Origin of the sequence: Geomicrobium halophilum (genome assembly GCF_014207655.1) — a bacterium.
Lineage (GTDB): Bacteria > Bacillota > Bacilli > Bacillales > Marinococcaceae > Geomicrobium > Geomicrobium halophilum.
Map to the genome: position 1 here is coordinate 308,697 of NZ_JACHHJ010000002.1, position 21,620 is coordinate 330,316.

Annotated in this window: 21 protein-coding genes and 2 pseudogenes; 15 read left to right on the forward strand and 8 right to left on the reverse strand. The window is 42.1% G+C overall.

Annotated features, from left to right (window positions below; translation table 11 throughout):
- The first annotated feature begins 30 nt into the window (after nt 1–30).
- Nucleotides 31–534, forward strand: a complete 504-nt coding sequence (locus tag HNR44_RS09515) for a ferritin (protein ID WP_184403902.1) — start codon at nt 31–33, stop codon at nt 532–534.
- A 580-nt stretch (nt 535–1,114) separates the two neighbouring features.
- Here the strand turns inward: HNR44_RS09515 and HNR44_RS18070 are convergent.
- Nucleotides 1,115–1,438, reverse strand: a pseudogene (locus HNR44_RS18070) (nuclease-related domain-containing protein); the annotation flags it as partial.
- Between the two features lie 288 nt (nt 1,439–1,726).
- Between HNR44_RS18070 and HNR44_RS09525 the strand changes: the two are divergent.
- Together HNR44_RS09525 and HNR44_RS09530 are read left to right on the forward strand one after the other, a co-directional pair.
- Nucleotides 1,727–2,050 carry a 2Fe-2S iron-sulfur cluster-binding protein gene (locus tag HNR44_RS09525; protein WP_184403903.1) on the forward strand — a complete coding sequence of 108 codons (324 nt, stop codon included), beginning with the start codon at nt 1,727–1,729 and terminating at the stop codon, nt 2,048–2,050.
- Nucleotides 2,051–2,149: 99 nt separating this feature from the next.
- Complete coding sequence (locus tag HNR44_RS09530) at nt 2,150–2,383, forward strand: hypothetical protein (protein ID WP_184403904.1); 234 nt, start codon at nt 2,150–2,152, stop codon at nt 2,381–2,383.
- Nucleotides 2,384–2,668: 285 nt separating this feature from the next.
- Here the strand turns inward: HNR44_RS09530 and HNR44_RS09535 are convergent, their stop codons facing one another.
- A complete protein-coding gene (locus HNR44_RS09535) occupies nt 2,669–3,766 on the reverse strand; it encodes a 5-methyltetrahydropteroyltriglutamate--homocysteine S-methyltransferase (RefSeq protein ID WP_246407228.1) in 1,098 nt (365 codons plus the stop codon).
- A 109-nt stretch (nt 3,767–3,875) separates the two neighbouring features.
- Entirely contained in the window at nt 3,876–5,054 is a 1,179-nt protein-coding gene (locus HNR44_RS09540) for an MFS transporter (protein ID WP_184403906.1), read from the reverse strand.
- A gap of 112 nt (nt 5,055–5,166) precedes the next feature.
- On the opposite strand from HNR44_RS09540, the gene HNR44_RS09545 reads away from it, so the two are divergent.
- The gene (locus HNR44_RS09545) at nt 5,167–5,778 is read left to right on the forward strand and encodes a class I SAM-dependent methyltransferase (RefSeq protein WP_343069447.1); all 612 of its coding nucleotides are present in this window, start codon (nt 5,167–5,169) and stop codon (nt 5,776–5,778) included.
- Nucleotides 5,775–6,947, forward strand: coding sequence for an amidohydrolase (locus tag HNR44_RS09550; protein WP_184403907.1), 1,173 nt, complete (start codon nt 5,775–5,777; stop codon nt 6,945–6,947). Before HNR44_RS09545 ends, HNR44_RS09550 begins: the two co-directional genes overlap by 4 nt.
- Before the next feature lie 96 nt (nt 6,948–7,043).
- On the opposite strand, the gene HNR44_RS09555 is transcribed toward HNR44_RS09550, so the two are convergent.
- Nucleotides 7,044–7,943 (reverse strand): LysR substrate-binding domain-containing protein, encoded by a 900-nt coding sequence (locus HNR44_RS09555; RefSeq protein WP_184403908.1) that lies wholly within the window; start codon nt 7,941–7,943, stop codon nt 7,044–7,046.
- 28 nt (nt 7,944–7,971) lie between these two features.
- Nucleotides 7,972–8,718 carry a TSUP family transporter gene (locus HNR44_RS09560; RefSeq protein WP_184403909.1) on the reverse strand — a complete coding sequence of 249 codons (747 nt, stop codon included), beginning with the start codon at nt 8,716–8,718 and terminating at the stop codon, nt 7,972–7,974.
- A 277-nt stretch (nt 8,719–8,995) separates the two neighbouring features.
- Here HNR44_RS09560 and HNR44_RS09565 point away from each other — a divergent pair, with 277 nt between their 5' ends.
- The 4 genes from HNR44_RS09565 (at nt 8,996) to HNR44_RS09580 (ending at nt 12,029) form a co-directional block, all read left to right on the forward strand.
- On the forward strand, nt 8,996–9,292 hold the full coding sequence (locus HNR44_RS09565; protein WP_184403910.1) for a hypothetical protein: 297 nt from the start codon (nt 8,996–8,998) through the stop codon (nt 9,290–9,292).
- Nucleotides 9,285–9,494, forward strand: a complete 210-nt coding sequence (locus HNR44_RS09570; protein ID WP_184403911.1) for a hypothetical protein — start codon at nt 9,285–9,287, stop codon at nt 9,492–9,494. Before HNR44_RS09565 ends, HNR44_RS09570 begins: the two co-directional genes overlap by 8 nt.
- Nucleotides 9,495–9,602: 108 nt before the next feature.
- Nucleotides 9,603–10,811 carry a peptidoglycan-binding domain-containing protein gene (locus HNR44_RS09575; RefSeq protein ID WP_184403912.1) on the forward strand — a complete coding sequence of 403 codons (1,209 nt, stop codon included), beginning with the start codon at nt 9,603–9,605 and terminating at the stop codon, nt 10,809–10,811.
- Nucleotides 10,812–11,795: 984 nt separating this feature from the next.
- Nucleotides 11,796–12,029, forward strand: a complete 234-nt coding sequence (locus tag HNR44_RS09580) for a hypothetical protein (RefSeq protein WP_184403913.1) — start codon at nt 11,796–11,798, stop codon at nt 12,027–12,029.
- An 82-nt stretch (nt 12,030–12,111) separates the two neighbouring features.
- On the opposite strand, the gene HNR44_RS09585 is transcribed toward HNR44_RS09580, so the two are convergent.
- Together HNR44_RS09585 and HNR44_RS09590 are read right to left on the reverse strand one after the other, a co-directional pair.
- The gene (locus tag HNR44_RS09585; RefSeq protein ID WP_184403914.1) at nt 12,112–12,360 is read right to left on the reverse strand and encodes a hypothetical protein; all 249 of its coding nucleotides are present in this window, start codon (nt 12,358–12,360) and stop codon (nt 12,112–12,114) included.
- A 458-nt stretch (nt 12,361–12,818) separates the two neighbouring features.
- Nucleotides 12,819–13,221, reverse strand: a pseudogene (locus tag HNR44_RS09590) (Tn3 family transposase); the annotation flags it as partial.
- 648 nt (nt 13,222–13,869) lie between these two features.
- On the opposite strand from HNR44_RS09590, the gene HNR44_RS09600 reads away from it, so the two are divergent.
- From HNR44_RS09600 to HNR44_RS09615, 4 genes are all read left to right on the forward strand, one after another.
- Complete coding sequence (locus HNR44_RS09600; protein WP_184403915.1) at nt 13,870–14,913, forward strand: amidohydrolase family protein; 1,044 nt, start codon at nt 13,870–13,872, stop codon at nt 14,911–14,913.
- 21 nt (nt 14,914–14,934) lie between these two features.
- On the forward strand, nt 14,935–15,291 hold the full coding sequence (locus HNR44_RS09605) for a Rieske (2Fe-2S) protein (protein ID WP_184403916.1): 357 nt from the start codon (nt 14,935–14,937) through the stop codon (nt 15,289–15,291).
- Nucleotides 15,292–15,370: 79 nt separating this feature from the next.
- The gene (locus HNR44_RS09610; protein ID WP_184403917.1) at nt 15,371–16,285 is read left to right on the forward strand and encodes a glycine betaine ABC transporter substrate-binding protein; all 915 of its coding nucleotides are present in this window, start codon (nt 15,371–15,373) and stop codon (nt 16,283–16,285) included.
- 283 nt (nt 16,286–16,568) lie between these two features.
- Nucleotides 16,569–17,561 (forward strand): FAD-dependent oxidoreductase, encoded by a 993-nt coding sequence (locus HNR44_RS09615; protein ID WP_184403918.1) that lies wholly within the window; start codon nt 16,569–16,571, stop codon nt 17,559–17,561.
- 59 nt (nt 17,562–17,620) lie between these two features.
- On the opposite strand, the gene HNR44_RS09620 is transcribed toward HNR44_RS09615, so the two are convergent.
- On the reverse strand, nt 17,621–19,351 hold the full coding sequence (locus HNR44_RS09620) for a bifunctional metallophosphatase/5'-nucleotidase (RefSeq protein WP_221434265.1): 1,731 nt from the start codon (nt 19,349–19,351) through the stop codon (nt 17,621–17,623).
- A 215-nt stretch (nt 19,352–19,566) separates the two neighbouring features.
- Here HNR44_RS09620 and HNR44_RS09625 point away from each other — a divergent pair, with 215 nt between their 5' ends.
- Both HNR44_RS09625 and HNR44_RS09630 read left to right on the forward strand, forming a co-directional pair.
- The gene (locus HNR44_RS09625) at nt 19,567–20,580 is read left to right on the forward strand and encodes a LacI family DNA-binding transcriptional regulator (RefSeq protein ID WP_184403919.1); all 1,014 of its coding nucleotides are present in this window, start codon (nt 19,567–19,569) and stop codon (nt 20,578–20,580) included.
- A gap of 12 nt (nt 20,581–20,592) precedes the next feature.
- Nucleotides 20,593–21,603 carry a TRAP transporter substrate-binding protein gene (locus HNR44_RS09630; RefSeq protein WP_184403920.1) on the forward strand — a complete coding sequence of 337 codons (1,011 nt, stop codon included), beginning with the start codon at nt 20,593–20,595 and terminating at the stop codon, nt 21,601–21,603.
- Nucleotides 21,604–21,620 lie beyond the last annotated feature (17 nt).

Sequence of the window (21,620 nt, forward strand, 5' to 3'; positions counted from 1 at the left end):
GTTATTAAACATAGTGAAAGGATGTTGCAGATGCTATCAGATAAAATCAGTAAAGCATTGAACGACCAAATGAATAATGAGTTTCAGGCTGCCCATGAATACATGGCGATGGCTGCCTATTGCAATTACAAAAGCTACGATGGATTTGCAAACTTTTATTTTCAACAGGCAAAAGAAGAACGTTATCATGGAATGAAAATCTATAACTTCTTAAATGACCGTGGACAGAGAGCTGTTTTTGCTGCCATTAAAGAACCTAGAAAAGATTTTGAATCATTATTAGATACTTTCGAAGCCGGGCTGGCTCAAGAAAGACAGGTGACGAAAAACTTCTATCACTTGTCTGATTTAGCTTGGGATGAAAGGGAGCACCAAACCCTGTCGTTCTTGAACTGGTTCCTCGATGAGCAAGTGGAAGAAGAAGCGATGTTCGATACTCATATTGATTATCTGAACCGCATAAAAGATGATGCAAATGCGCTGTATGTCTATGAGCAGGAGCTTGCAAAACGTGAATTTGTTGCAGAAGAATAGAATGAATGATGCCCCTTACTTGGCAGGTGAGGGGTTTTCTGTGCTGGAGAGGAAGAAGGATTATGAGGGGCCTTTTCAAAAAATGTTGAGGAGTTCGAATTTGTTTTTGCGGCCCAAGGAGGGGAGTGAGTGCGAAGCTGGGAATTTCTGGCCGCAGAGGGATCCCCGTGCGGAGTTGGGGAGTTCTCGGCCCAAGTTGGGAAGGTCTGGCTATAAGAGCATAGTCCCGTAAACTTTTAAGGTGAGCGTGTCTGTCTTTATGATAGCAACGTGGACATATCCAAGATTGCGAGTGGAGAGGCCGTCTCATAGGAAGCGCTTTGCATTTGGGGCAATGGACACCTGTTTTTAGTTCGCTTAATTTGAGATCGTATGTTTCGAGAAGGGGACGATAAAAGGGAGTGTGGTTGCGCTTAAGGGTATCTGCGAGCCTGGACATTTCTACATGGGTAAGATGATTCGTGGTAAAATGTTCATTTAAATGCCTGATATGTTGAGGAAGGTTTTCGGCCCGTAATATTTTATGTTTTTTTATTTTGTCAGAAGTAGAAATGATTGTTGTCGGTTTGCTAAAAATGACAAGGTCAAGGATGGGAACGGCGGGGAGATTATAATCGAAGAGGAAGCGTTTTAACTGAAGGTTTTGACGCCTTGCTTGTTCAAGTGGATTGGGGAACCCCTCTGTATAACCCTCATACGTGCGGGTGACTTGTCCCATATCATCAAAATGAACCTTGCCGGCGTAATTTTTTATTTCAAGAATGAGCACGTAATAGGAAGTCAAAATAACTGTATCGATTTGGAAACAGAGACGATTCCTTCCAAGAAGGCGAAGGTTATGAAGAATCCAGTATTGCCTATTGTCAGGCAAGTAAGTTAAAAAATAATCCAGATTTCGTTCTCCGGCATATCCAGCCTACCACTTTCCCTTATCATTCCGGATCTGCTCATGGAGAGGGTGATTATCAGGAATTCTAGGTAAAAGGGCTTCAAGCACCGTCAATTGCAAAGGAGCCGTACGTTTTTTAGTAATGATCAACGATTTCATCCTTCCACTATTGTTAGGGTTTATCAGAGAATTATATTCTACGTATCATTCAAAAATCCTGCATTACTAGTGATTTTGCATTAAAAATGTTAAGATTTACATAATCTTTCAAAACAAATCTCATATAAAAAGGGAGTTATGAAAATGCCAACAGTTACTGTTGAAGGAAAAGGTTCGTTCGAAGTTGATGAAGGAAAAAAACTAGTTCTCGCCTTAGAAGATAACGATGTGGATATTCTCCACCGCTGTGGCGGTAACGCGAAGTGCACGACTTGCCGCTGTGAGGTTATCGAGGGAGATTTAGGCACTATGGAAGAACCAGAGGCCGCTATACTTGATAAAAAAGGATTAAAAGATTCAGGTGCTCGACTTTCATGTCAGAACCGAGTGTATTCTGATCTTACAGTAAAACCAGTGATGACAGTAACGAACTCTGATGTGGATCCAGGCCCACGACCGGAAGATTAATCGATTGAAAAAACCGTTGCCGAAAACTGATTTGTTTTTGGTAACGGTTTTTTTATATAGGTATCCTTCTAAATCCCTTCAAAACGAAGTTCGATATATGTGCAGCAAGCGGTTGATGAAGGGATGTTACACGAAGATGATGTGCTATATCTTTCAGAAGTGACTCTTTTGATTTGGAAGGGCATGATGACAGACATTTTGAATCACCGAAGGGCATACTCTCAGGCAGAAGCGATGCAAAAAGTCCTACAGATCATCCATAAAAGCGTTATGATGGTGATTCCGAAAGAAAAACAAAAAGATGTTAGCGTATCATTTAATGTAGGTTGGTGAAGGCAGCTATTGTTGCCGCCAAGGCGTTGGTACCTTCCCCGCTAATAAAGAAACGATCAGAACAACTTAAGAGCATATATTGTAAGGAAAAAAGGGGCTGCCTCAAAAGGGCAGCTTCTGCATTCGATGCGTCTTTCCTTCTTTTCGGTGGGAGGACCTAGTATTTCGGCGCCATCACCCGAGAATTCAGCGCACGGCACGACGATTCGGTGCTACGGCTAGGAATTTGGCGAAAATACTTTCACCGGGGCAAATATTTTTGAAGTGCTCCTTTTTTCACTATGATTACCAAATGTCTCCAGCAATGGTCGTTACATGTTGCAGCTTTGCCCATTGCTGTTCTTCGGTCAGTAAGTTTCCTTCTTCTGTAGAAGCAAATCCACACTGCGGACTTATATTTAACTGGTTGAGGTTAACAAATTGAGAGGCTTCTTCAATACGATTTTTTACATCGTCTGGATCTTCTAATTCCCCAAATTTTGAGGTAATCAAGCCGAGCACAATTTGTAGATCTTTCCGTTTTACGAATCGAAGTGGTTCAAAGCCGCCAGCACGATCGCTATCATATTCGAGGAAAAATCCATCCACGTTCAATCCATTAAACAATATTTCCGCTACAGGCTCATAGCCGCCAGAAGAAATCCAGGTCGAGCGAAAGTTACCGCGGCAAATGTGCATTGTAATGTTCATATCCGCCGGGCAATCAGCAATGGCTTCATTAATGGTTTTCGCGTACCATGATTTCAGTTCTTCTGGATCCTGTCCACGTCCCCGAATTTGTTCCAGCTGTTCATCTGAACAAAAATAAGCCCAGGAAGTGTCATCGAGCTGCAGGTAACGGCATCCAGCATCATAAAAAGCTTGGATCGCTTTTTTGTACGTAGCAGCCAAGTCATGAAAAAAAGTTTCGTTCTCGCTATATACGCTTGGTTCAATTTCACCTCGGAAATGCAGCATACTTGGGCTTGGAATCGTCATTTTCGCCGTGTGATTTCCTGCTACTTTTTTAAGGAACGCAAAATCCTTCAACATGGGATGGTCGGAAAAGCTAAGTTTGTCTGTCACTTTTATCGCACGGGATTTCGTTTGTTTTTCCTGAAATTGAATTCCGCTGTCTGTATCGTAACCTTCGACACCATTAAGGTTTTCCAGAAAATCAAAATGCCACCAGCCTCGGCGAAACTCCCCATCTGTAACGGCTTCAAGCCCGACTTCTTTTTGCTTTTCCACAATACGGGTGATTTCTTCGTCTTCAATGCTACGCAGTTTGTCTGCGGTTATCTCGTCATTTTCATATTGTGAACGCGCCTCTTTGATCCGTTCGGAACGCAATAAACTGCCCACGTGGTCAGCACGAAAAGGAGGCCGTTGAAGTTCTGTCATGATGATCCCTTCTTTCATGTTAATGTTTCAAAAACGGTAACAAATTTTCGAGATTCTGTCATTAACGATTAATCAAACGTTTAATTAAAAATGGTTTATCCTTGTAACTTTACTGTGAAACATGATGAGTCGAATGTTCGTGATATTTTCCTTGCTTTGCAACAAGTGTAAAGAAAACAATCAATAATGCGAACAAAGAAGTAACGCCAGCCAGGATGAACACAGTTGTTAAGTAGAACCAGTCAGCGATCCTTCCTGCGATGAGAGGGCTGATGAAGATTCCAAGTGCATAAAATGATTGAAAAAATCCCATGACTGAAGTTTTAAGAGATGTTGGCGAAAGTGTGGCCGCTTGAGAAAGACAGATCGGCAATACAAAACCTAGTGCCAATCCGATGATTGCATGTAATAGGCTTAAGCTAATAAGACCGGTCCCGGCGATCAATAGACTTAAAAACATGATGCGAAGTTGGCTCTTGTGTGCCAATTTATAAAAAGCAACGAATAAGGACGCTGCAGCATGAGGGATGAAAAACGCTGTCATGAGCCATATCATTTCTTGTTCACCAATCCCTAAGGATGCTGCCAGGTTAGGAGTAAAGCCAAAGATGGACATAAATAGGAGCGAATGAGTAAGTAAGGAGATCATACTGACCGGAATTAAGCCTTTGATTTTCAGCGTTTCAATAATATACTGTTTGAACGACAGCCTTTCATCTTCACTGTCATTACTTGGAACGACTTTTATGCAGAGGGATAATAACAGGCCAATGATTGATACCATTATACCAACCCAGAATGGAAACAACCAACCCAAGGATTCTACAAGGAATCCTGCGGTGATCATACTGGCAAATTGAGGCATGACAGTGAGGAACTGCATACCGCCCATGGCTCTTCCGGAATTTTCGGAATTAAAGTATTGCGTGTACATAATGGTTGCCATTACCCACATGGCCGCAGTTATACCCGAAAGCAGGCGCCCAATCAAGACCATTGTAAAGGATTCAAAAAAGACAAGAATAAGGCCGCTAATGGCGGCAATCACAAATCCGCTAACGTAGAAGCTTTTCCGTAAGTGTTTGAGGCGATCGGATAAAATCCCCAACGGAAAACGAAGAAGGATCTGCATCACGCCGTAGCTGCCAAGGATCACTCCAATGGTTCCGTAAGGGAACTGAATGTGTTCTAGATATAAGCTAAAAATGGGAACGTAAATATATGTGGCAAGCCAGAAACAAAAGACAGAAGCTAAAAATATAACATGATCCCGACGATAAATTTGCACAAAAAAGACCTCCAATTATTATAAAGAGAATTCTATCACCAAATGATGCGTAGAAAAAGATGCGATTCGTTTTGATCTGGAACGGGTAAGAAAGAAAATAGGGTGGTGAAAGGTGGCGTTGAACCGATTTCCTAAAGTCTACGATTCATTGATGAAACCAATGGAAAAATTAAAGTTTGGGAATATTCGCCGAAATTTATTGGAGAAGGCAGAGGGACATGTGCTTGAAATTGGTTCAGGAACGGGCGTTAACTTTTCCTATTATGACCAGGCCGATCAAGTGATGGCTATCGAAGCTGATCCGATGATGAGGGAAAAATCGATGGAAAAAGCAAAAAAAGTGAATGTTCCTATTGAAGTCATTATAGCTGATGGAGAACGGTTGCCTTTTGCCGATGACCAATTCGATACGGTTGTGGCAACGCTCGTTTTTTGTACCATTGCTGATCCTGATCGGGCCTTACAAGAGGTTCGACGAGTTTGTAAGCGGAACGGAAGAGTGTTATTTTTTGAGCATGTTCGAGTGGATCGATCACTGCTCGGCCGAATACAGGATTTGGCTACTCCTGTATGGAAGCGCTTGTTTGATGGCTGCCATTTGAATCGACATACGCTACAACGAGTGCAGCAAGCAGGGTTTAACATAACGAAGATAGAGAAACATTTTATGAATATATTTTATGTAGCTGAAACCAGGAATCATAAAGGGAGAGAATTTACATGACAGTTGCTGATACGAGTAAGCTTGAAGCTGTATATTCAGACATCGTGCAGTGGAGACGTCATTTGCATACGTATCCGGAGCTTTCTTTTCAAGAAGTGGATACACCGGTTTTTATCGCGGAGAAGCTGGAAAGGTTAGGGCTGGAAGTGAAGCGAAATGTCGGAGGCCGAGGCGTTGCAGCATACTTGCACGGGGAAAAGCCCGGCAAAAAGATCGCTTTACGTGCCGATTTTGATGCACTTCCGATTGAAGAAGAAAATGATATCTCCTATAAATCTCAAAACCCTGGTGTTATGCATGCTTGCGGCCATGATGGACATGCCGCGGCATTGCTCGGCGTAGCGACGACCTTGGCAGAAAAGGAAAGCGAAATTCACGGGACGATTGTTTTTCTTTTCCAACATGCTGAAGAGCTGCCGCCCGGCGGTGCACAAGAAATGATTAAAGATGGCTGTCTGGAAGGGGTAGATCATATTTTCGGTGCTCATGTGGCTTCCGATATTCCGCTCGGGCAAGTTAATGTGACGGATGGTCCTATCATGGCAGCCGTGGATGCGTTTACGATTCACGTTCAAGGCAAGGGCGGCCACGGGGCACGGCCGCACAATACGAAGGATGCGGTCGTGGCTGGTACACAATTGGTTACAGAACTGCAACAGATTGTGTCAAGGCGGGTTGATCCGATGGATACTGCGGTAGTTACCGTGGGTGTTTTCCAGGCAGGGACAGCGTTTAATGTAATAGCGGACTCTGCGAAAATCGAAGGGACCGTTCGTACATTTAACAAGGGAACCCGCCAACAAATCGAGGATGAAATCCGTGCGATTGTAAAAGGCGTAGAGGAATCCACCCACGTAAGCTGCACCGTTGATTATTTGAATGGTTATCCTCCGCTTGTGAATCATGTAGAGGAAACGAATGTGCTAGGAGAAATTGCAGTCGATGCGTTAGGAGAGAAGGCCCCAGTTTCGATGCCGGCAACTCTTGGTGGAGAAGACTTTGCCTTTTATTTGGAAGAACGTCCAGGCGTTTTCTTCCATGTCGGTGGTCGAACGGATGATAAAAATACACATTTCCCACACCATCATCCGCGGTTTAACTTTGATGAAGAGGCATTGTTGAATATCGGGAAGTTGTTCTTAGGAATTGTTGAAAGATACTCCAGTTGACGTTGGACAACTGGAGCTTGTTTTTTCACGGTAGTTTGGCTTTTAGGCATAAATAGTTGGAACAACCAGATGGGTGTGTAACCTCCCCATTGTTTTTTATGATCTTTCGTCCCTTCCGAGCATATCCTTCGTCATGCGTAAAAACGTCTCGATCGCTGGTTTTTCAAAACGTAAAGGTTTCGTGACACTCCAAAGGGGTCTGCTTATTTTTAGATCAGCAACTGGTACATGCACTAAAAGATGATTCTTGATTTCTTGCTCAACTGCGAATCGAGAAGCAAATCCGTATCCTAATCCAGATTGTACAGCACTTTTTACCGCTTGTGTCGTGCTTAACTCAAGGTAAGGTGAGATAGGGCTGATTCGATGGTTAGCGAGGTGCTCTTGAATAATCTTTCTCGTTCCAGAATCTTTTTCTCTGGAAATAAGTTTATGATTTTTAAGATCACTTGTAAGTATATGGGTTCGATCGGCCCAAGGATCCGAAGGGCTTACAAACAAAACAATCTCGTCATTGGCAATTGCACGCTGATTGAACGCCTCACCCGTTACTTCGCCTTCAACGAAGGCGAGGTCAATCACATTCTCTTCCAACATCTCTAAAATACGGGGAGTATTATTAATGAATAATTGTAATTGATCATCTTTTTGCTTCTTATATTTACTAATCACGGATGGAAGCAAATATTCTCCGATTGTAAATGAAGCTCCAATTTTTAATTGCGATTGTATTTTCTCGTTTTGATACCGAACGGCTTCTACTGAATTCTTATATTCCGATAAAATCGCTTTCGCGTGTGGGTAGAGTGTATGCCCTACTTCGGTCAAAGAAATCTGCCCTTTTTCACGATGAAAAAGGAGCGCGCCATATTCATCCTCTAAGTAACGGATGCTTTTTGTCACTGATGGTTGTGATTGATATGCACGTCTGGCTGCGCCGCTGATACTTCCCTCTTCTACAATTAAACAAAACAATTCTAAGAGTTTAATGTTCATGTCTGTTCCTCCAGTGGAGTCCACTTTCTCATACTACTAATAATACAGCAATGACGATGACAAGTAACGCTAACATCCTTGTGATAGATGATGCCTTTAATTTTTTTGAAATCAAGGCACCTACCTGTGCCCCGACGCACACTCCGATCCCACTCCAAACCAAGATATTCCAAGCAATGTCGCCATTTAACATCGGGGGGATTACACCTGCAAAAGAGTAAATCGATAAAGCAAAGATAGACGTTGCAGTCGCTTTGTAAGGGTCGATACGAAAAAGGTAAATCATGATTGGTACAAGCAGCCAGCCGCCACCGATCCCGAAGAAGGAGGAAACAATTCCGAGCAGCAATCCAATGATGAACGTAACGAATACTCTATTTCCTTCTATTATTGCCGCCGCTTCTTTTTCTGTACCCACTGAAGGCTTTTTCATTGCTAAAAATAATCCAAGCCCTACAAGCAGAGTGGCCAAACCGTAATGAAAAACCTCCTCGGACACATGATTGACAAGCCAGCTGCCCACGAAGGTTCCTGGAATCGCTGCTATGGCAAACTGTGTACCTTTGTGAACGAGGACTCTTTGTTGCTTAAAATATACATATAGCGCGGAAACACTATTTAGAAAAACAATGGCTAAACCGGTTCCAGCAGCTACTTGTGGAGAAATATCAAAGAAAAATAACAGCATCGGTACAAAGATAAAGCCGCCTCCGGCCCCAACAATTATTCCGTAAACACTGGCTAAAAAGCCCAACAAAAACAATAAAATAAACACTATACTTCCCCACATTTCTCGGAGTTTTCTTTGATCATTACATAAATCTCCGTTAAACGGGGGTTATAAGCGTAATTGTTATATCGTATAACGAAATCGCATATCGGATTAAGACTCGCCATTGAACAGAACGATTTATGGGCATCGGAGGTATTAGATCGAAAAATTCGAGGTTTACTATTTAAAAGTTCACATGATGCACTATATCAATACGTTGACCTGTTTTTACGCCAACACTTATGACCAATCCAAACGAAATCATCGATGGATGCTTACCTTGGATCAATCGATAAATGCCGAAGACGACGAATCATCCATGCGGGGGGATCTCATTCCTTCAGCAGAGATTTCATTGGATGATGCCATTGTTCAAGAGGTCCCTGACCTTTTACCAACCAAAAGTATGAACCAGACGTATCAATCTTTTAGTGATATACGAAAAAATGTGATGCACTTATATACCTTTTTTCAATTCAATGATCATCAAATTTCCGAAAAGTTTAGCTGTGCACCTCAAAATGTTTCCAAGACAAAAAGAAGGGCTACTTCGAGAAGGCGAAAGCAATATGGATAAAAACGCTTTAATTCTGGAGGTACTAAAAGATATGGAGCCACGCATTCGTCTTGGGTTAAAGGCTACACCTCCACAGGAACGCGAAGATCTTAGGCAGGATATCAGTACTCGTTTGATCAAAATCACAAATGAAATGGAGCCCATATCCTTTTGGACATTTAAGAAACGGTTAGAAGAAGATATCAAAAATAAAAAAATCTAATCAAAGTGGTTGTAAAAAGTCCGTTTATTTTTCTTTAAGAGGTAGATGCAGAGAAAAAATACTTTTCTAGTCTTGCATCTATAAATAAATGAAAAGGATGGATGTAAAATGCCAACATTACGTTTAGGTGATACTGGAAATGACGTTCAAACGCTTCAACGCCAACTAATTAGAGATGATGGAAGTCAGCTTGATGGTTATGGCGCAGACGGAATGTTTGGAGAAGAGACCGAAGAAGCAGTAATTGACTTCCAAAGTAAGCATAGTGATCTAGTGGTGGATGGAATCGCAGGCCCTAATACAAATGCTCGGCTAATTAGTGTAAATGATTATCGAATAGGAGAATCCGGTCGTGGTGTTGAAATGTTGCAACGAGCTCTTATGCAATTTACCATTTCTCTTCCAGAATATGGGGCAGATGGAGAATTTGGGGCGGAGAGTCAAAATGCTATTGAGACATTTCAAACACACAATAGTATTCAAGTCGATGGTATAGCAGGTCCTGTCACTTTTGACACATTAGATAAAGCGCTAAATATATCCCAAGTTCAAAACGGTGACAGTGGAACAATCTTTGCTAGCGTTGTTCGTGCAGTCCAACAAGGATTAGTTGAGAATGATATTGATGTCTCCATCGATGGTATTTTTGGTGATGGAACAGAAGATGGGGTTCGTGAGTTCCAATCTAACAACAATATTCAGGTTGATGGGATCGCTGGGGAGGCAACACTTCTACTCATTTACCTCCAAAGCTCATTGTCATTAATGACTGATAGTGAAACAAAAGACTGGAATCAACAATTGGATGAAGCAGATGAGATGGCTCAATATATTTCTGGATTGGATGAATCACCAGTTGAAGCTGATTTTACTTTTGATAGTGATGCAGCTAGAGCAGATGGTGTTTCAGAAGATCTAATTAATAAATACCAAGAAATAATTGATGAAGGAAATAGTCTTATTGCTAATGCATCTATTAACGTACAACAATCATGTACTGGCTCAGAATATTTTGATGAAGATAACAATCAAGTATATCTAAATAGTTGTACCTGGACCGACATTCAAAGTTGGCTAGATGGTGCCGGTAGGATTGCTCAAGGCAGTGGTCTTACGGCTATGCTTTCTAGAGTTCTTGCACGTCTTATACCAGCTTATGTTTCAATTCCTGTTTTCGCACTTGCTTCATTAGGAAGGTGGTATTTAGATCACGTTGGTCGTCATGATTGTGGGGTAGTAATTAGCCTTTTTGAAAACCTTCCCACACCAACCAATCCAGTACGGTACTATCCCTATGCCGTTTCTTCTCAATGCTAAGGAATTTTGATGGGTTTTATGCTACCTCTTTTGAGGTAGTATATACATAAATATGATAAACGCTTTTAAAATAACATTTCGGGTAGAAAGGGTTCTGAGATTGAAAACTTTAAAATTAATTAGAAATATATCCCTAGTACTGTATATCATTATCTGCTTACATTCCGCTATAATAGCTTTTTCGAACTTAACACAAAAACCTTTAATATCATTAGGGACTGGTTATTTTATCGGGGGAATAATTTTATTTTTGCATTGGTTTATCCAACGAAATACTACTGAACATCAAGAAAAAAAGAATCTAAAGTGGTATCTAATTGGTGTAATTGTATTTTTTGTACTTGGAATTTTAGAAACCGCCTAGTCGTGATATGGGCGAATGTAGAGCTGATGAGCAGCTGAAATCGAATTGGACATATCCTTAACAACTCAAATACGCAAGAGCGTATACTTTGAATTAAGTATAGTGAGTCATTGGAGGACGTCAACACGTCACAAAATACATGTTCATTGTAAAACTCCACCGGTAATCTATATTATCGGTGGAGTTATTGTTAAAAGATAAGAAACACCCACGGCGGCCAAGACCATGCCGCCACCATCTATCATGAAAATGGGTTCCTAGCCTAATGGAGCGTATACCCCTTATTCATTTCCGGGAATACCTCTAATAACAATACGACCAGATCTAAAATACTTTGGTGGATCCTAGGGGATACCCTGTGTAAGAAACTGGTTGTGGCAGTAGAGAAGTACCATCTATTGAGATATACAAAAGTTTTACGAGAAAAATACTGTCGCTTGTATATGATACGGTCCCTTAGATAAGTGTCCAAAAACGTCTATTGAATCTTTTTCAACATCTACCAGTGGTTTATTAAAACTGAGCGATAGTGGTGGCTCAATACAAACGAATTCACAGGAACTGGCTATTCCAGGATTCATGTTTACCTCGACAGCTGTGATGCTGAAAGATTTGGGAATTTGCTTTCAACCGGGGCATATATTGGTGGAAGTGGCTTTCTAGCAACCATAGTAGCTCGTGCAGGATGGCCAGCAACAATTGCTACTGGTGTAGCAGAAGGAGCGATGGCTCTCGGAGCAGCAGCCGTTAACAATGCTAATGTTGGCGATACGGGTATTATCATGAGCATGTTTGTCGAGACGATAGCCGGCGACGTTAACCGTTCGTGGTCTTATTGGGTATCCTCTCAATAAAGGAATAAAGGTGAAAATATCATTGATCTTATCCCCGAAGGAGATATGTTCTCCCAACTCCTTTGGGGGTACATGTCTTTGATTATGATATGAAAGTCAATATCATCAAACCAAGGATCAAAAGACCCAAGCTAAAAGACATAATTATGGCACTTTTATATTCTCTATCGACTCGGAACAATATTATACCATGTACTATATGACCTACCCCAATAATCAAAAAGACATAATTTGTTTCGAAATATTGAGGTCCAATACCTAAGAAGTATAATATACTATCTAAAATTACTACACCAAAAAATATAAAAAAACCCAACACAAACCATTTCATGAAACCCCTCCCTTTATTATTGCTCTTAAATGTATAATCTCATAATTACTGGACAGTGAAAAGTTGGTTATTTTTTTCACACCCCCCCTATCCCTGCGATAAGCAGTACATACATTGATTCTATATAAAAGGGACTAATATCTAAAAGGTATAATATGCAATTTAGCACTCAGTCCATTTCATGCAAAACCTTCCTTTGTTTAATTGGTAAAATTTAACGATTGTCTCTATATCTTTGTATATAATATAGGGAACATTACTGTTTAAATTAAGCTAATAATTGCATAAATAAATACAACTAAAAGTGCAGCAATAGCTCCATCAAAACCCGTTGTGGTGCTAAATTTTTTCTTAATATAAAACCTCGGTTAAAAAATATTCCGCCAAGTATTAAAGTATATCTAATGATAAGAAGAGTTGCGAATTATTCAACCGGAATAACCTGAGTCAATTCCTTAATATTTGGGTGAGTAACGTGCATTAATCGTATTAATTTGTGTTTCACATTTCTGCCCATCGCTACTGGAATGAATGAATTCGTCGAAGATATCATAATGGTGAAAGATCGGCAAATTGGTGCTCGCATTACTGATGCGGTCATTTGCTTCTGCTTCTTTAAGGGTTTCTAAACGAATAAAGTTATCGGACGTAGCCGCCAGCAAAGAGTAACCAACATCAGAAATTCGCCCATTCTTCCCAGTCCCATGTTGGTCCCCAAGCAATAAGGCAGGCAACAAGAACCCGATCTTCCCTCGTTTGTTTCGCATAACGCCCTAAAATGTGATCAAATGCTTCAATAAATGAACAATGATGATTTACATAATGCAACACACTGCCAATATCCATAGGTTTTAGCGCATCATCCTGTATAAAACTGTATCCCGGGACCACGATGCGATGTTCGGATAAATAATTCATGATTTCACGAAAGATAAATATTGGTTTACTCGAAACCGTGACCGCATGACGGGCCTTGTTTCCGAAGGGTCAAAGAATATGAAGCGAACCTTTAAAGCATAGAAAAGTTATTGGAAAGGTGAGTAAGGGGTGCTTAAATAAAATAAGTAGCACCCGTTCTATGAGGTATAATGGCCGATGTCTATAATCGGAAAATTCTGAAATACCCCTTTTCGAGGAGTTGGGTAAAAACACCCTTGTTCAAAAAGTCCGGGAAAAATAGCTTTCGTATCTCTTTGTCGTCTTGCTTCTACGCTCCTCACCTATTAAAACATATGCTCCGGTGATCGAAGCTACGTCTTCTCGATCTTTTCGGCTCTTTTTGTCCTTCTTTTTGAACACGCACAAATGCAATTTTATATAATGAATTTTATATGTTTAAATTATTTTATATATATAATATGAAATTCTATCACTGAAGTTCACTGAAGCTCACTGAACGTCACTGACGGAGCTGATCTCATTCTTTTATCTCTCAGTCCATTTGTTCATATATAACAACCTATGATAGGTTATGGAGGTTAGCAATTGAAAGGGGAGTGTCATAATCATATGAGTCTCATAGACACCGATATACATGAACGAGTAAGTTATCAGGAGCTATTACCCTACCTCGAGCAACCTTGGAAAAGGTATATCACCGATTGTCATTGGATCCAAGAGAAGCATATGCCGTATACCCAGCCGGCAGTTGCCGGTGTGGACCGTGCTGATGCCCGTGTCCCAGATGGTAGACCGGCCGGTTCAGATTTAGGGTTCATGCAAGAACAGCTTCTTGACAGTCATGGCCACGAGTACGGCATTCTAACTGGAGCCCTTGATCCTTCCCCATCATCCATGCATGGGTGGTATGAGATGGCAACAGCACTCGCGAGTGCATATAACGATTGGCAACTGGATCACTGGCTGGAAAAAGATTCTCGTCTTTACGGGTCTGTACACATCGCCGCACAGGAACCAGCCGCTGCTGCTCGTGAGATTGAACGAGTGGGAAGCCATCCAAAGATGGTTCAGGTTCTTTTACCCATCGATGATATTCTTTGGGGAGACCCCTATTACCATCCTATTTTTGAAGCAGCCGAAAAACATCAACTTATGATCGGTATGCATCATAACGAACCTCCCGTTCATTTTGGGAAATGGCCGAAATATTTTATCGAGTGGCACACATTAATTCCAACGGCCCATATGAATCAAGTGACGAATATGGTTTTTTCAGGAGTTTTTGACAAGTTTCCTGGGTTGAAGCTCATGATGATCGAAGGAGGGTTTACGTACGCCCCGTTTCTCATGAAAAAGATGGATCAACAATACAAAGATTTGCGTCACGAAGTGCCATGGGTTAAACGAATGCCAAGCGATATTATCCGGGACCATCTATGTTTTACAACACAACCCCTGGAAGAGCTTAAAAAATGGGAACTTATGCAAATGATTGATCAAATGGGCAGCGATGAGCTCATCTCTTTTTCAACCGACTACCCTCATTGGGATTACGATTCTCCTGAACGAGCATTGCCGCCACGACTCGATGAGGATCTCAAAACGAAAATCTTTTCCGAAAATGCTCGTCAGTTTTACCCAAAACTTCGATAGACAAGGAGAGAGAGTCCTACAATGCAGAAAGTAATCGCACAAACAGAAGATATCCCGCCGGGTGAGATGATGGAAGCAGAGTTTGATGGCCGTCCTATCGTCATCTGCCGCGCTGCAGATGGGGAGTTTCATGCATTTACCAATCTCTGTCCTCATCAAGGGGCTCCCTTAAGCAAAGGCAAGTTATGCGGTGCTCCTGAGCCGACGGATTATGTTGGGGAATACAACTACAAAAACGAAGGAAACATCTTACGCTGCCCCTGGCATGGAAGAGAATTCGATATTAAGAATCACGGACGTATGCTGGCAAATGATAAGCAAAAACTCCGAGAATATAAATTATTCATTGAAGATGGAAACATTACGCTGTATAAATAATCTTGATCTTTTTCCTGAAATTTTCTATGCATGCACCTAACCCACACCCAGATCATGCTATCTAATGGAGGTTTTTTTCATGACTAAAAATAATGTAATGATTGGTTTTGTATCGATCGGATTAATGTCTGGACTCACGGCTTGCAGTGAGAGCTCAGGAGATGAAAGCGCGGATGCTAACAGCGAAGAAAGTATCGGAGAACAAGTAGATTATGAGATCATCGGCATCGATCCTGGTTCAGTCATGATGACAGATATAGAAGATGCATTGAACCATTATGACTTGGATGAATGGGATTTAGTCAGCAGTTCGGAGGGGGCAATGGTCCAGGAATTAGATCAAGCCGTTGAGAATGAAGAGCCAGTTATTGTGGCCGGCTGGGAACCGCATTGGAAATTCACTTCATATAACCTCAAATTTCTTGAAGATCCTGATGAAATCAGTACAGCAGAGAACGATGTTCATACGTTAGTACGTAATGGCCTTTCCGAGGATCTCCCCGGACCTTATCAGTTGTTCGACCAGTTTCAATTTGAATTAGAAGAACAACAGCAAGTGATGGAATTAATGGAACTGGAAGGGATGGAAGCTGAAGATGCAGCGCGTGAGTGGCTTGGAGAACATCCCGAACGGGTAGAAGAATGGACAGAAGGTGTTGACGAAGGAAATGGAGAAGAGGTTGAACTTATTCTTGAAAATTGGGCAGATGCCGAAGCAGCCACCAATATGGTTCGTGTTATGCTCCAAGATCTCGGATATGAGCCAACCTTAAACGAGGTGACCATTAACGCTATGTATGCCGGCTTGGCTTCCGATAGCGCAGACGCCATGTTTGCTTCATGGCTGCCGAATCAACAACCGATTTACGATGAATACGATGGGGAGTTTGAAGACCTCGGTCCGAATTCAACAGAAACACAAACCGGTATTGTCGTTCCGGAATATATGGATATTGATTCCATTGAGGATCTGCACGAAGAAGACGAATCATAAAGTTTAGGCTACTTACTTCTAATAGTTAATACCTGAATACTCTGGGCACATCTCCACGCTACACCTGTTACAGGAGGCTACCCGGATCTCCGGATAAAGTATTAGCTATCACTGGGATCAATAGCATAAATATGAAATCAAACGAATGAGATCTCGGTACAAGCTTGAACGTTTAAACTAATGGGATAACCGATGGCTTAACCTGCTAATCAGATCTATAGAATACTGTTTGTACTTAGCCATTTTATTGTAATTAAGAATCTAGGATTGGAGGTGAAGGTTAGTGGAGGATAGTTCCATTGATCTTTATGATATAACCATTATCGGCGGAGGGCCGGCTGGGTTGTTCACCGCTTTTTACGGTGGAATGCGCCAGGCGAAAGTGAAAATAATAGAGAGCATGCCGCAGCTGGGTGGCCAACTTTCTGCCCTCTATCCCGAGAAACATATTTACGATGTTGCCGGGTACCCAAAAGTTCGGGCACAAGAACTTGTAGACAATCTTGTAGAGCAAATGCAGATGTTTGAACAAACCGTTGTACTCGATCAGTCTGTCGAAAAGGTTCATAAACGAAACGATGAAACATTTCGGATCGAGACCGATAAAGAAACTCATTACTCTCGAACGATTATCATCGCTGCCGGTGTGGGGGCTTTTCAGCCGCGAAAGCTAAAAATTGAAGAAGCGGCTCAATATGAAGGTAAAAACCTTCATTACTTTGTCGATGATCTTGGGGCTTTCAAAAATAAAAACGTGCTTATTTGCGGAGGTGGAGACTCAGCGGTTGATTGGACGCTGATGCTCGCTAACGACGCGAATGTTACGCTTACGCATCGCCGCGATAAATTTCGTGCCCATGAACACAGCATTTCAGAATTGCAGTCATCACCGGTCAAGATGCACACTCCATTTGAAGTGAGCGAACTACGCGGGAACGGTGAAAAAATTGAACAAGCCGTACTCCAAGAAGTGAAAGGCACTGACCAAAAAATTGTGAACGTAGACAACGTTATTGTCAATTATGGTTTTATATCCTCTTTGGGCCCTATTAAGACTTGGGGGCTCGATACGACAAGGAATTCTATTCTCGTGAATTCCCGTATGGAAACAAATATCAAAGGCATCTATGCGGTAGGAGATATTAATTCTTATGATGGCAAAATAAAACTGATTGCGACGGGTTTTGGGGAAGCCCCTATAGCTGTAAGTAATGCGAAAGCTCATATAGATCCAAATGCTCGCCTGCAACCCGGTCACAGCACTCATATGTTCTAAACTTTAAAGTAATTAAAATAACCCCGGTCTCGCCAAGCGGTACCGGGGTTATCATCGTTTTATTCTTCATTGTCAGAGTCTAAGTCCTCAATGCGGCCTTCGACTTCGTAATCAACTTCCTCAAGGTCCACCATATAGTCGCGAAGCATTTCCCAATCTGTAGAGCCGACGATTGTTCCGCGGCCGTCATCGTAAGCATTGGCAAACACTTGGAGATCATCGCCGCCGGTAGCCGTAAAGTGGTTTGTGGCTACTGTGTACATTTCATCTTCTTGAATGCTCTCATATTCCCCGTTATCTTCGACTTCAAGAGATACAACACGTTCCCCGGGATCTTCACTGCTGTCGTATGTTAGACGGGTCCCGGAGGAGATATGAAGAAAGCCGCCGTTTTCTTCTGGGCTGTTGTACACACTTGTTTCAAAGGCTTCGATCAATTCTTCACCAGATAATTCAAGAAGCGTGAGGCGGTTCCCGAATGGCTGCACTTCGATGAGTTCTCCAACCGTCGCTTCACCCGGTTCAATCGATTCACGAATCCCTCCGCCGTTTTGCAATGCCATAATTGTGTCTTCATCAGTTTCCTGCGCGGCCTCTAGTTGGGCGTCAGTGATTAAATTTCCAAGTGCTGTTTCATTGGCACGAACGCTCTCCTCATCGCCGTCACCGTGACGTGGGTTAGGTAGCTCATTGATAACATTCGCACCGACTTCTTCGTTTTGTAGCTCCTCAATCTCTTCCGTATAAGGCTCAAGCATTTCTTGGGCATCAGGGTCTGGTTCCCGGTCTTCCGTTGCAAGAAGTTCACCGTCGGAATCAACGACAACGCCGTTTGCATCAAAGGTTACATTCATCCACCCAATATTTTGTCCATACTCCCCGGCTTGACCCACAACGGTAGGATTCATTTCTTCACCATCTTCATTCTCTGTAACAACGGTTGGCGGATCGATTTCGGTGTGACTGTGACCGCCAATAATCACATCAATTCCTTCTACTTGTTCGGCGAGTAGAAGGTCATTGCCAACGCTCGGATCACTGTCATAGCCAAGGTGTGTTAAGGCGATAACTTTGTTGATGCCTTCGGCTTCAAATTGGTCAACCATGTTCTGTGCGGTGTCAACGTAGTCGTTAAATTCTACATCGGCAGGGCTGGAGATATTTGCCGTATCTTCAGTGTTGAGTCCGAAGATACCTATTTGTTCGCCGTCATGTTCTAGGACTTTTCCATCGTAGATCATGCCTTCTTCAGCTTCATCACTAATCCCTTCCTCAGTCAACTCGTCTAAACCGTCATCTGCAGAAAAATCCATATTTGCTGCGAGAATGGGAAATTCAGCAGCTTCGAAGAATTCGACCAATTCTGGGTGTCCCTCTTCCTCATCTCCGAGGTCAAATTCGTGGTTACCCGGCACAAATCCATCGTATTCCATCATGTTCATAAACTCTATGGCATCTTGGCCATGGAATTCATTAAAGTAAAGCGTGCCGGAGAACACATCACCAGCATCAAGCAGGAGACCTTCCCCATGTTCATCCTTTGCTTCATTTAATGTGGTGATCATTTGTGGAAACATCGCTGTCTGGCTGTGAAGGTCGTTCGTATGGTAGATGTTCATACTAAACGATTCGCCGCCTTCACCATTGGTTTCATCTATATTTTCATTTATATCCTCGTCTGACTCCTCGCTTTCATCGTTATCGGGACTCTCACCATCATTGCATCCGACGGTTAGTACTGACATTAACCCAATTGCACTGAGCGAGGAAATCCATTTTTTTTGTTTCATACAATCCCCCTAATTTGTAAATCTATATCTTGTGTTTCTATCTTAAAATGAATGATTAAAAAAAACAATGTTCAAAAATATACGATATTTTGTTTTTTGTAGCCCAGCGCAATTTTCTATAATTCAAGAGGAATTTTCCTATTGAATTATGTATCCGCTTTCAATAAAATGAAGGTATAAACCGATTTACTAAAACGATTTATGGCTAATGGGTGATGACAATTAAAAAAGTAACGATGAAAGACGTAGCAGCATTAGCGGGAGTTTCTAAGAGTACGGTCTCTCAATATTTGAATCACCGTTATGAATATATGGGTTCAAAGACGAAAGAAAAGATTGAGCAGGCCATAACGGCTTTAAATTATGAGCCGAATGTTGTGGCACGAAGTTTAAAACAAAAACGGACATTTACGATTGGCGTGATCGTCTCAAATATTATGCATCGGTACTCAACGATGGTGATTCGAGCGATTGAAGATTATTGTCATGAGAACGGTTATCATGTCGTTGTGTGTAATTCGGATGATGATCTGTTTAAAGAGCAAACATATATTCATATGCTTATTGCCAAACAAACGGACGGGTTAATTATGATTCCTACGGGTGAAAATCTTGAATTATATCAGGACCTTGTCGACCGAAAGATTCCGGTTGTCTTTTTAGATCGAAAGATTGAAAGGGTTTCCATTCCCACCATTGTATTAAACAACTATCAAGGAGCTTATAAAGCAGTGGCTCATTTTGCAAATCTTGGACACCAAGCCATAGGGATGATTACGCCTCCGCTAAGTATTAGTACACGGCAAGAAAGGGTGTATGGATTTCAGGATGGGTTGCGTGACTTTGGCCTTTCCAAGGAACCTATTCATCTCTATCATGTCCCGGTTACAGATGTTAAAACGACGCTCCAGTACGTATTTGCTTCGGAGTTCCCGCCGACAGCGCTATTGGTAGGAAATGATCTGATTTTAATGGAGGCGCTTTCTTATTTTAAAAACGAAGGTATGCGCTTACCTGATGATCTCGCACTGATCACATTTGATGATGTTTCGTTTGCCGATGTGTATGAGCCTGCGCTTACAACCATTGCCCAGCCAGGGTTTGCGATGGGGAAAAAAGCAGCAGAATGCTTAATTAGTATTGCGACCGCTCAGGGGGATACATGTGACAAGGATGTTTATTTTCATACAGAGCTTAAAGTTCGGGAATCTTGCGGGAGCCAAAGATGAGGAGGAAGAGCAATGATTAAAAAAGACTTTCGGTTCTTGGTATTGCTTTCGGTGGTAGGATTGTTAACCGCTTGTAACGCTGCTGAAGAAGCTGATGGAGACAACTCCATACATTTGATTATGGCAACGCAGTTGGATGCGAATAGTCCCTTTGCTGCTGGATTTGAAAAGTTTCAAGACGTATTGGAAGAGAAGAGCAATGGAGAAATGACAGCGGAAATTCATACAGATGGCGCGCTTGGGGGCAATGAGGATGAACTCGTTCGAAGTTTGGAAACAGGTGCGGTTGATATGACCGTGGTATCTCCGGGCTTCATGACGCAGGCCGTTGAAGAGGTAGACCTCTTTTCTCTTCCTTATCTTTTTACGAGTGAAGAGCATTGGGAGCAAGCGATGGATGGGGAAGTTGGTGAAGAGACGCGTGAGCGGGTAGAGGATGATTCCAATTTAAGAGTTCTGGATTACTGGAGTGCCGGGGTTCGTCACTATTACGGTTTTGAGCCGATTGAAGAACCTGAAGATTTACGGAATGTATCGATTCGTGCTCAGGACTCTCCAGCGGTTCAGGATGCTTGGGAATCGTTAGGGGCATTGCCAACGAGTGTGGCTTGGGATGAGATGTATCAAGGCTTGCAAAATCGTGTGGTAGATGCTTCGGAAAATGATCTTACTAATATTTATCAGGCGAGTCACCACGAAATTGCCCCGCATATTACGTTAACGGAGCATGATTTTACAACCCGGATGTTTTTAACGAGTGATCGGGTATTCGAACAGCTCGATGATGAACAAGAAGCGATTTTTTGGGAGGCGGTAGAAGAAGCGACGGAAATGGCTAGAGAGACGGATATGGAAATGGCGGAAGAATCCAAAGAGCTTTTGATCGAAGAGGGAGCAGAGATCCATGATGTTGATATCGTACCATTTATTGAAGAAACAGAAGAAGTACGTGAACGGGCTGCAGAAGAACTAGGTGTTGAAGAATTGTATGAAAAAATAGCGGATATCCGCGATGAAGAATGAAGGAAGGTGGCCTGACG

Bases quoted from the DNA above. Each gene is read 5' to 3' on its own strand.
- HNR44_RS09515 (WP_184403902.1), top strand. From the start codon at position 31: ATGCTATCAGATAAAATCAGTAAAGCATTGAACGACCAAATGAATAAT.
- HNR44_RS09525 (WP_184403903.1), top strand. From the start codon at position 1,727: ATGCCAACAGTTACTGTTGAAGGAAAAGGTTCGTTCGAAGTTGATGAA.
- HNR44_RS09535 (WP_246407228.1), bottom strand. From the start codon at position 3,766: ATGACAGAACTTCAACGGCCTCCTTTTCGTGCTGACCACGTGGGCAGT.
- HNR44_RS09550 (WP_184403907.1), top strand. From the start codon at position 5,775: ATGACAGTTGCTGATACGAGTAAGCTTGAAGCTGTATATTCAGACATC.
- HNR44_RS09555 (WP_184403908.1), bottom strand. From the start codon at position 7,943: ATGAACATTAAACTCTTAGAATTGTTTTGTTTAATTGTAGAAGAGGGA.
- HNR44_RS09570 (WP_184403911.1), top strand. From the start codon at position 9,285: ATGGATAAAAACGCTTTAATTCTGGAGGTACTAAAAGATATGGAGCCA.
- HNR44_RS09575 (WP_184403912.1), top strand. From the start codon at position 9,603: ATGCCAACATTACGTTTAGGTGATACTGGAAATGACGTTCAAACGCTT.
- HNR44_RS09585 (WP_184403914.1), bottom strand. From the start codon at position 12,360: ATGAAATGGTTTGTGTTGGGTTTTTTTATATTTTTTGGTGTAGTAATT.
- HNR44_RS09600 (WP_184403915.1), top strand. From the start codon at position 13,870: ATGAGTCTCATAGACACCGATATACATGAACGAGTAAGTTATCAGGAG.
- HNR44_RS09605 (WP_184403916.1), top strand. From the start codon at position 14,935: ATGCAGAAAGTAATCGCACAAACAGAAGATATCCCGCCGGGTGAGATG.
- HNR44_RS09610 (WP_184403917.1), top strand. From the start codon at position 15,371: ATGACTAAAAATAATGTAATGATTGGTTTTGTATCGATCGGATTAATG.
- HNR44_RS09620 (WP_221434265.1), bottom strand. From the start codon at position 19,351: ATGAAACAAAAAAAATGGATTTCCTCGCTCAGTGCAATTGGGTTAATG.
- HNR44_RS09625 (WP_184403919.1), top strand. From the start codon at position 19,567: ATGACAATTAAAAAAGTAACGATGAAAGACGTAGCAGCATTAGCGGGA.
- HNR44_RS09630 (WP_184403920.1), top strand. From the start codon at position 20,593: ATGATTAAAAAAGACTTTCGGTTCTTGGTATTGCTTTCGGTGGTAGGA.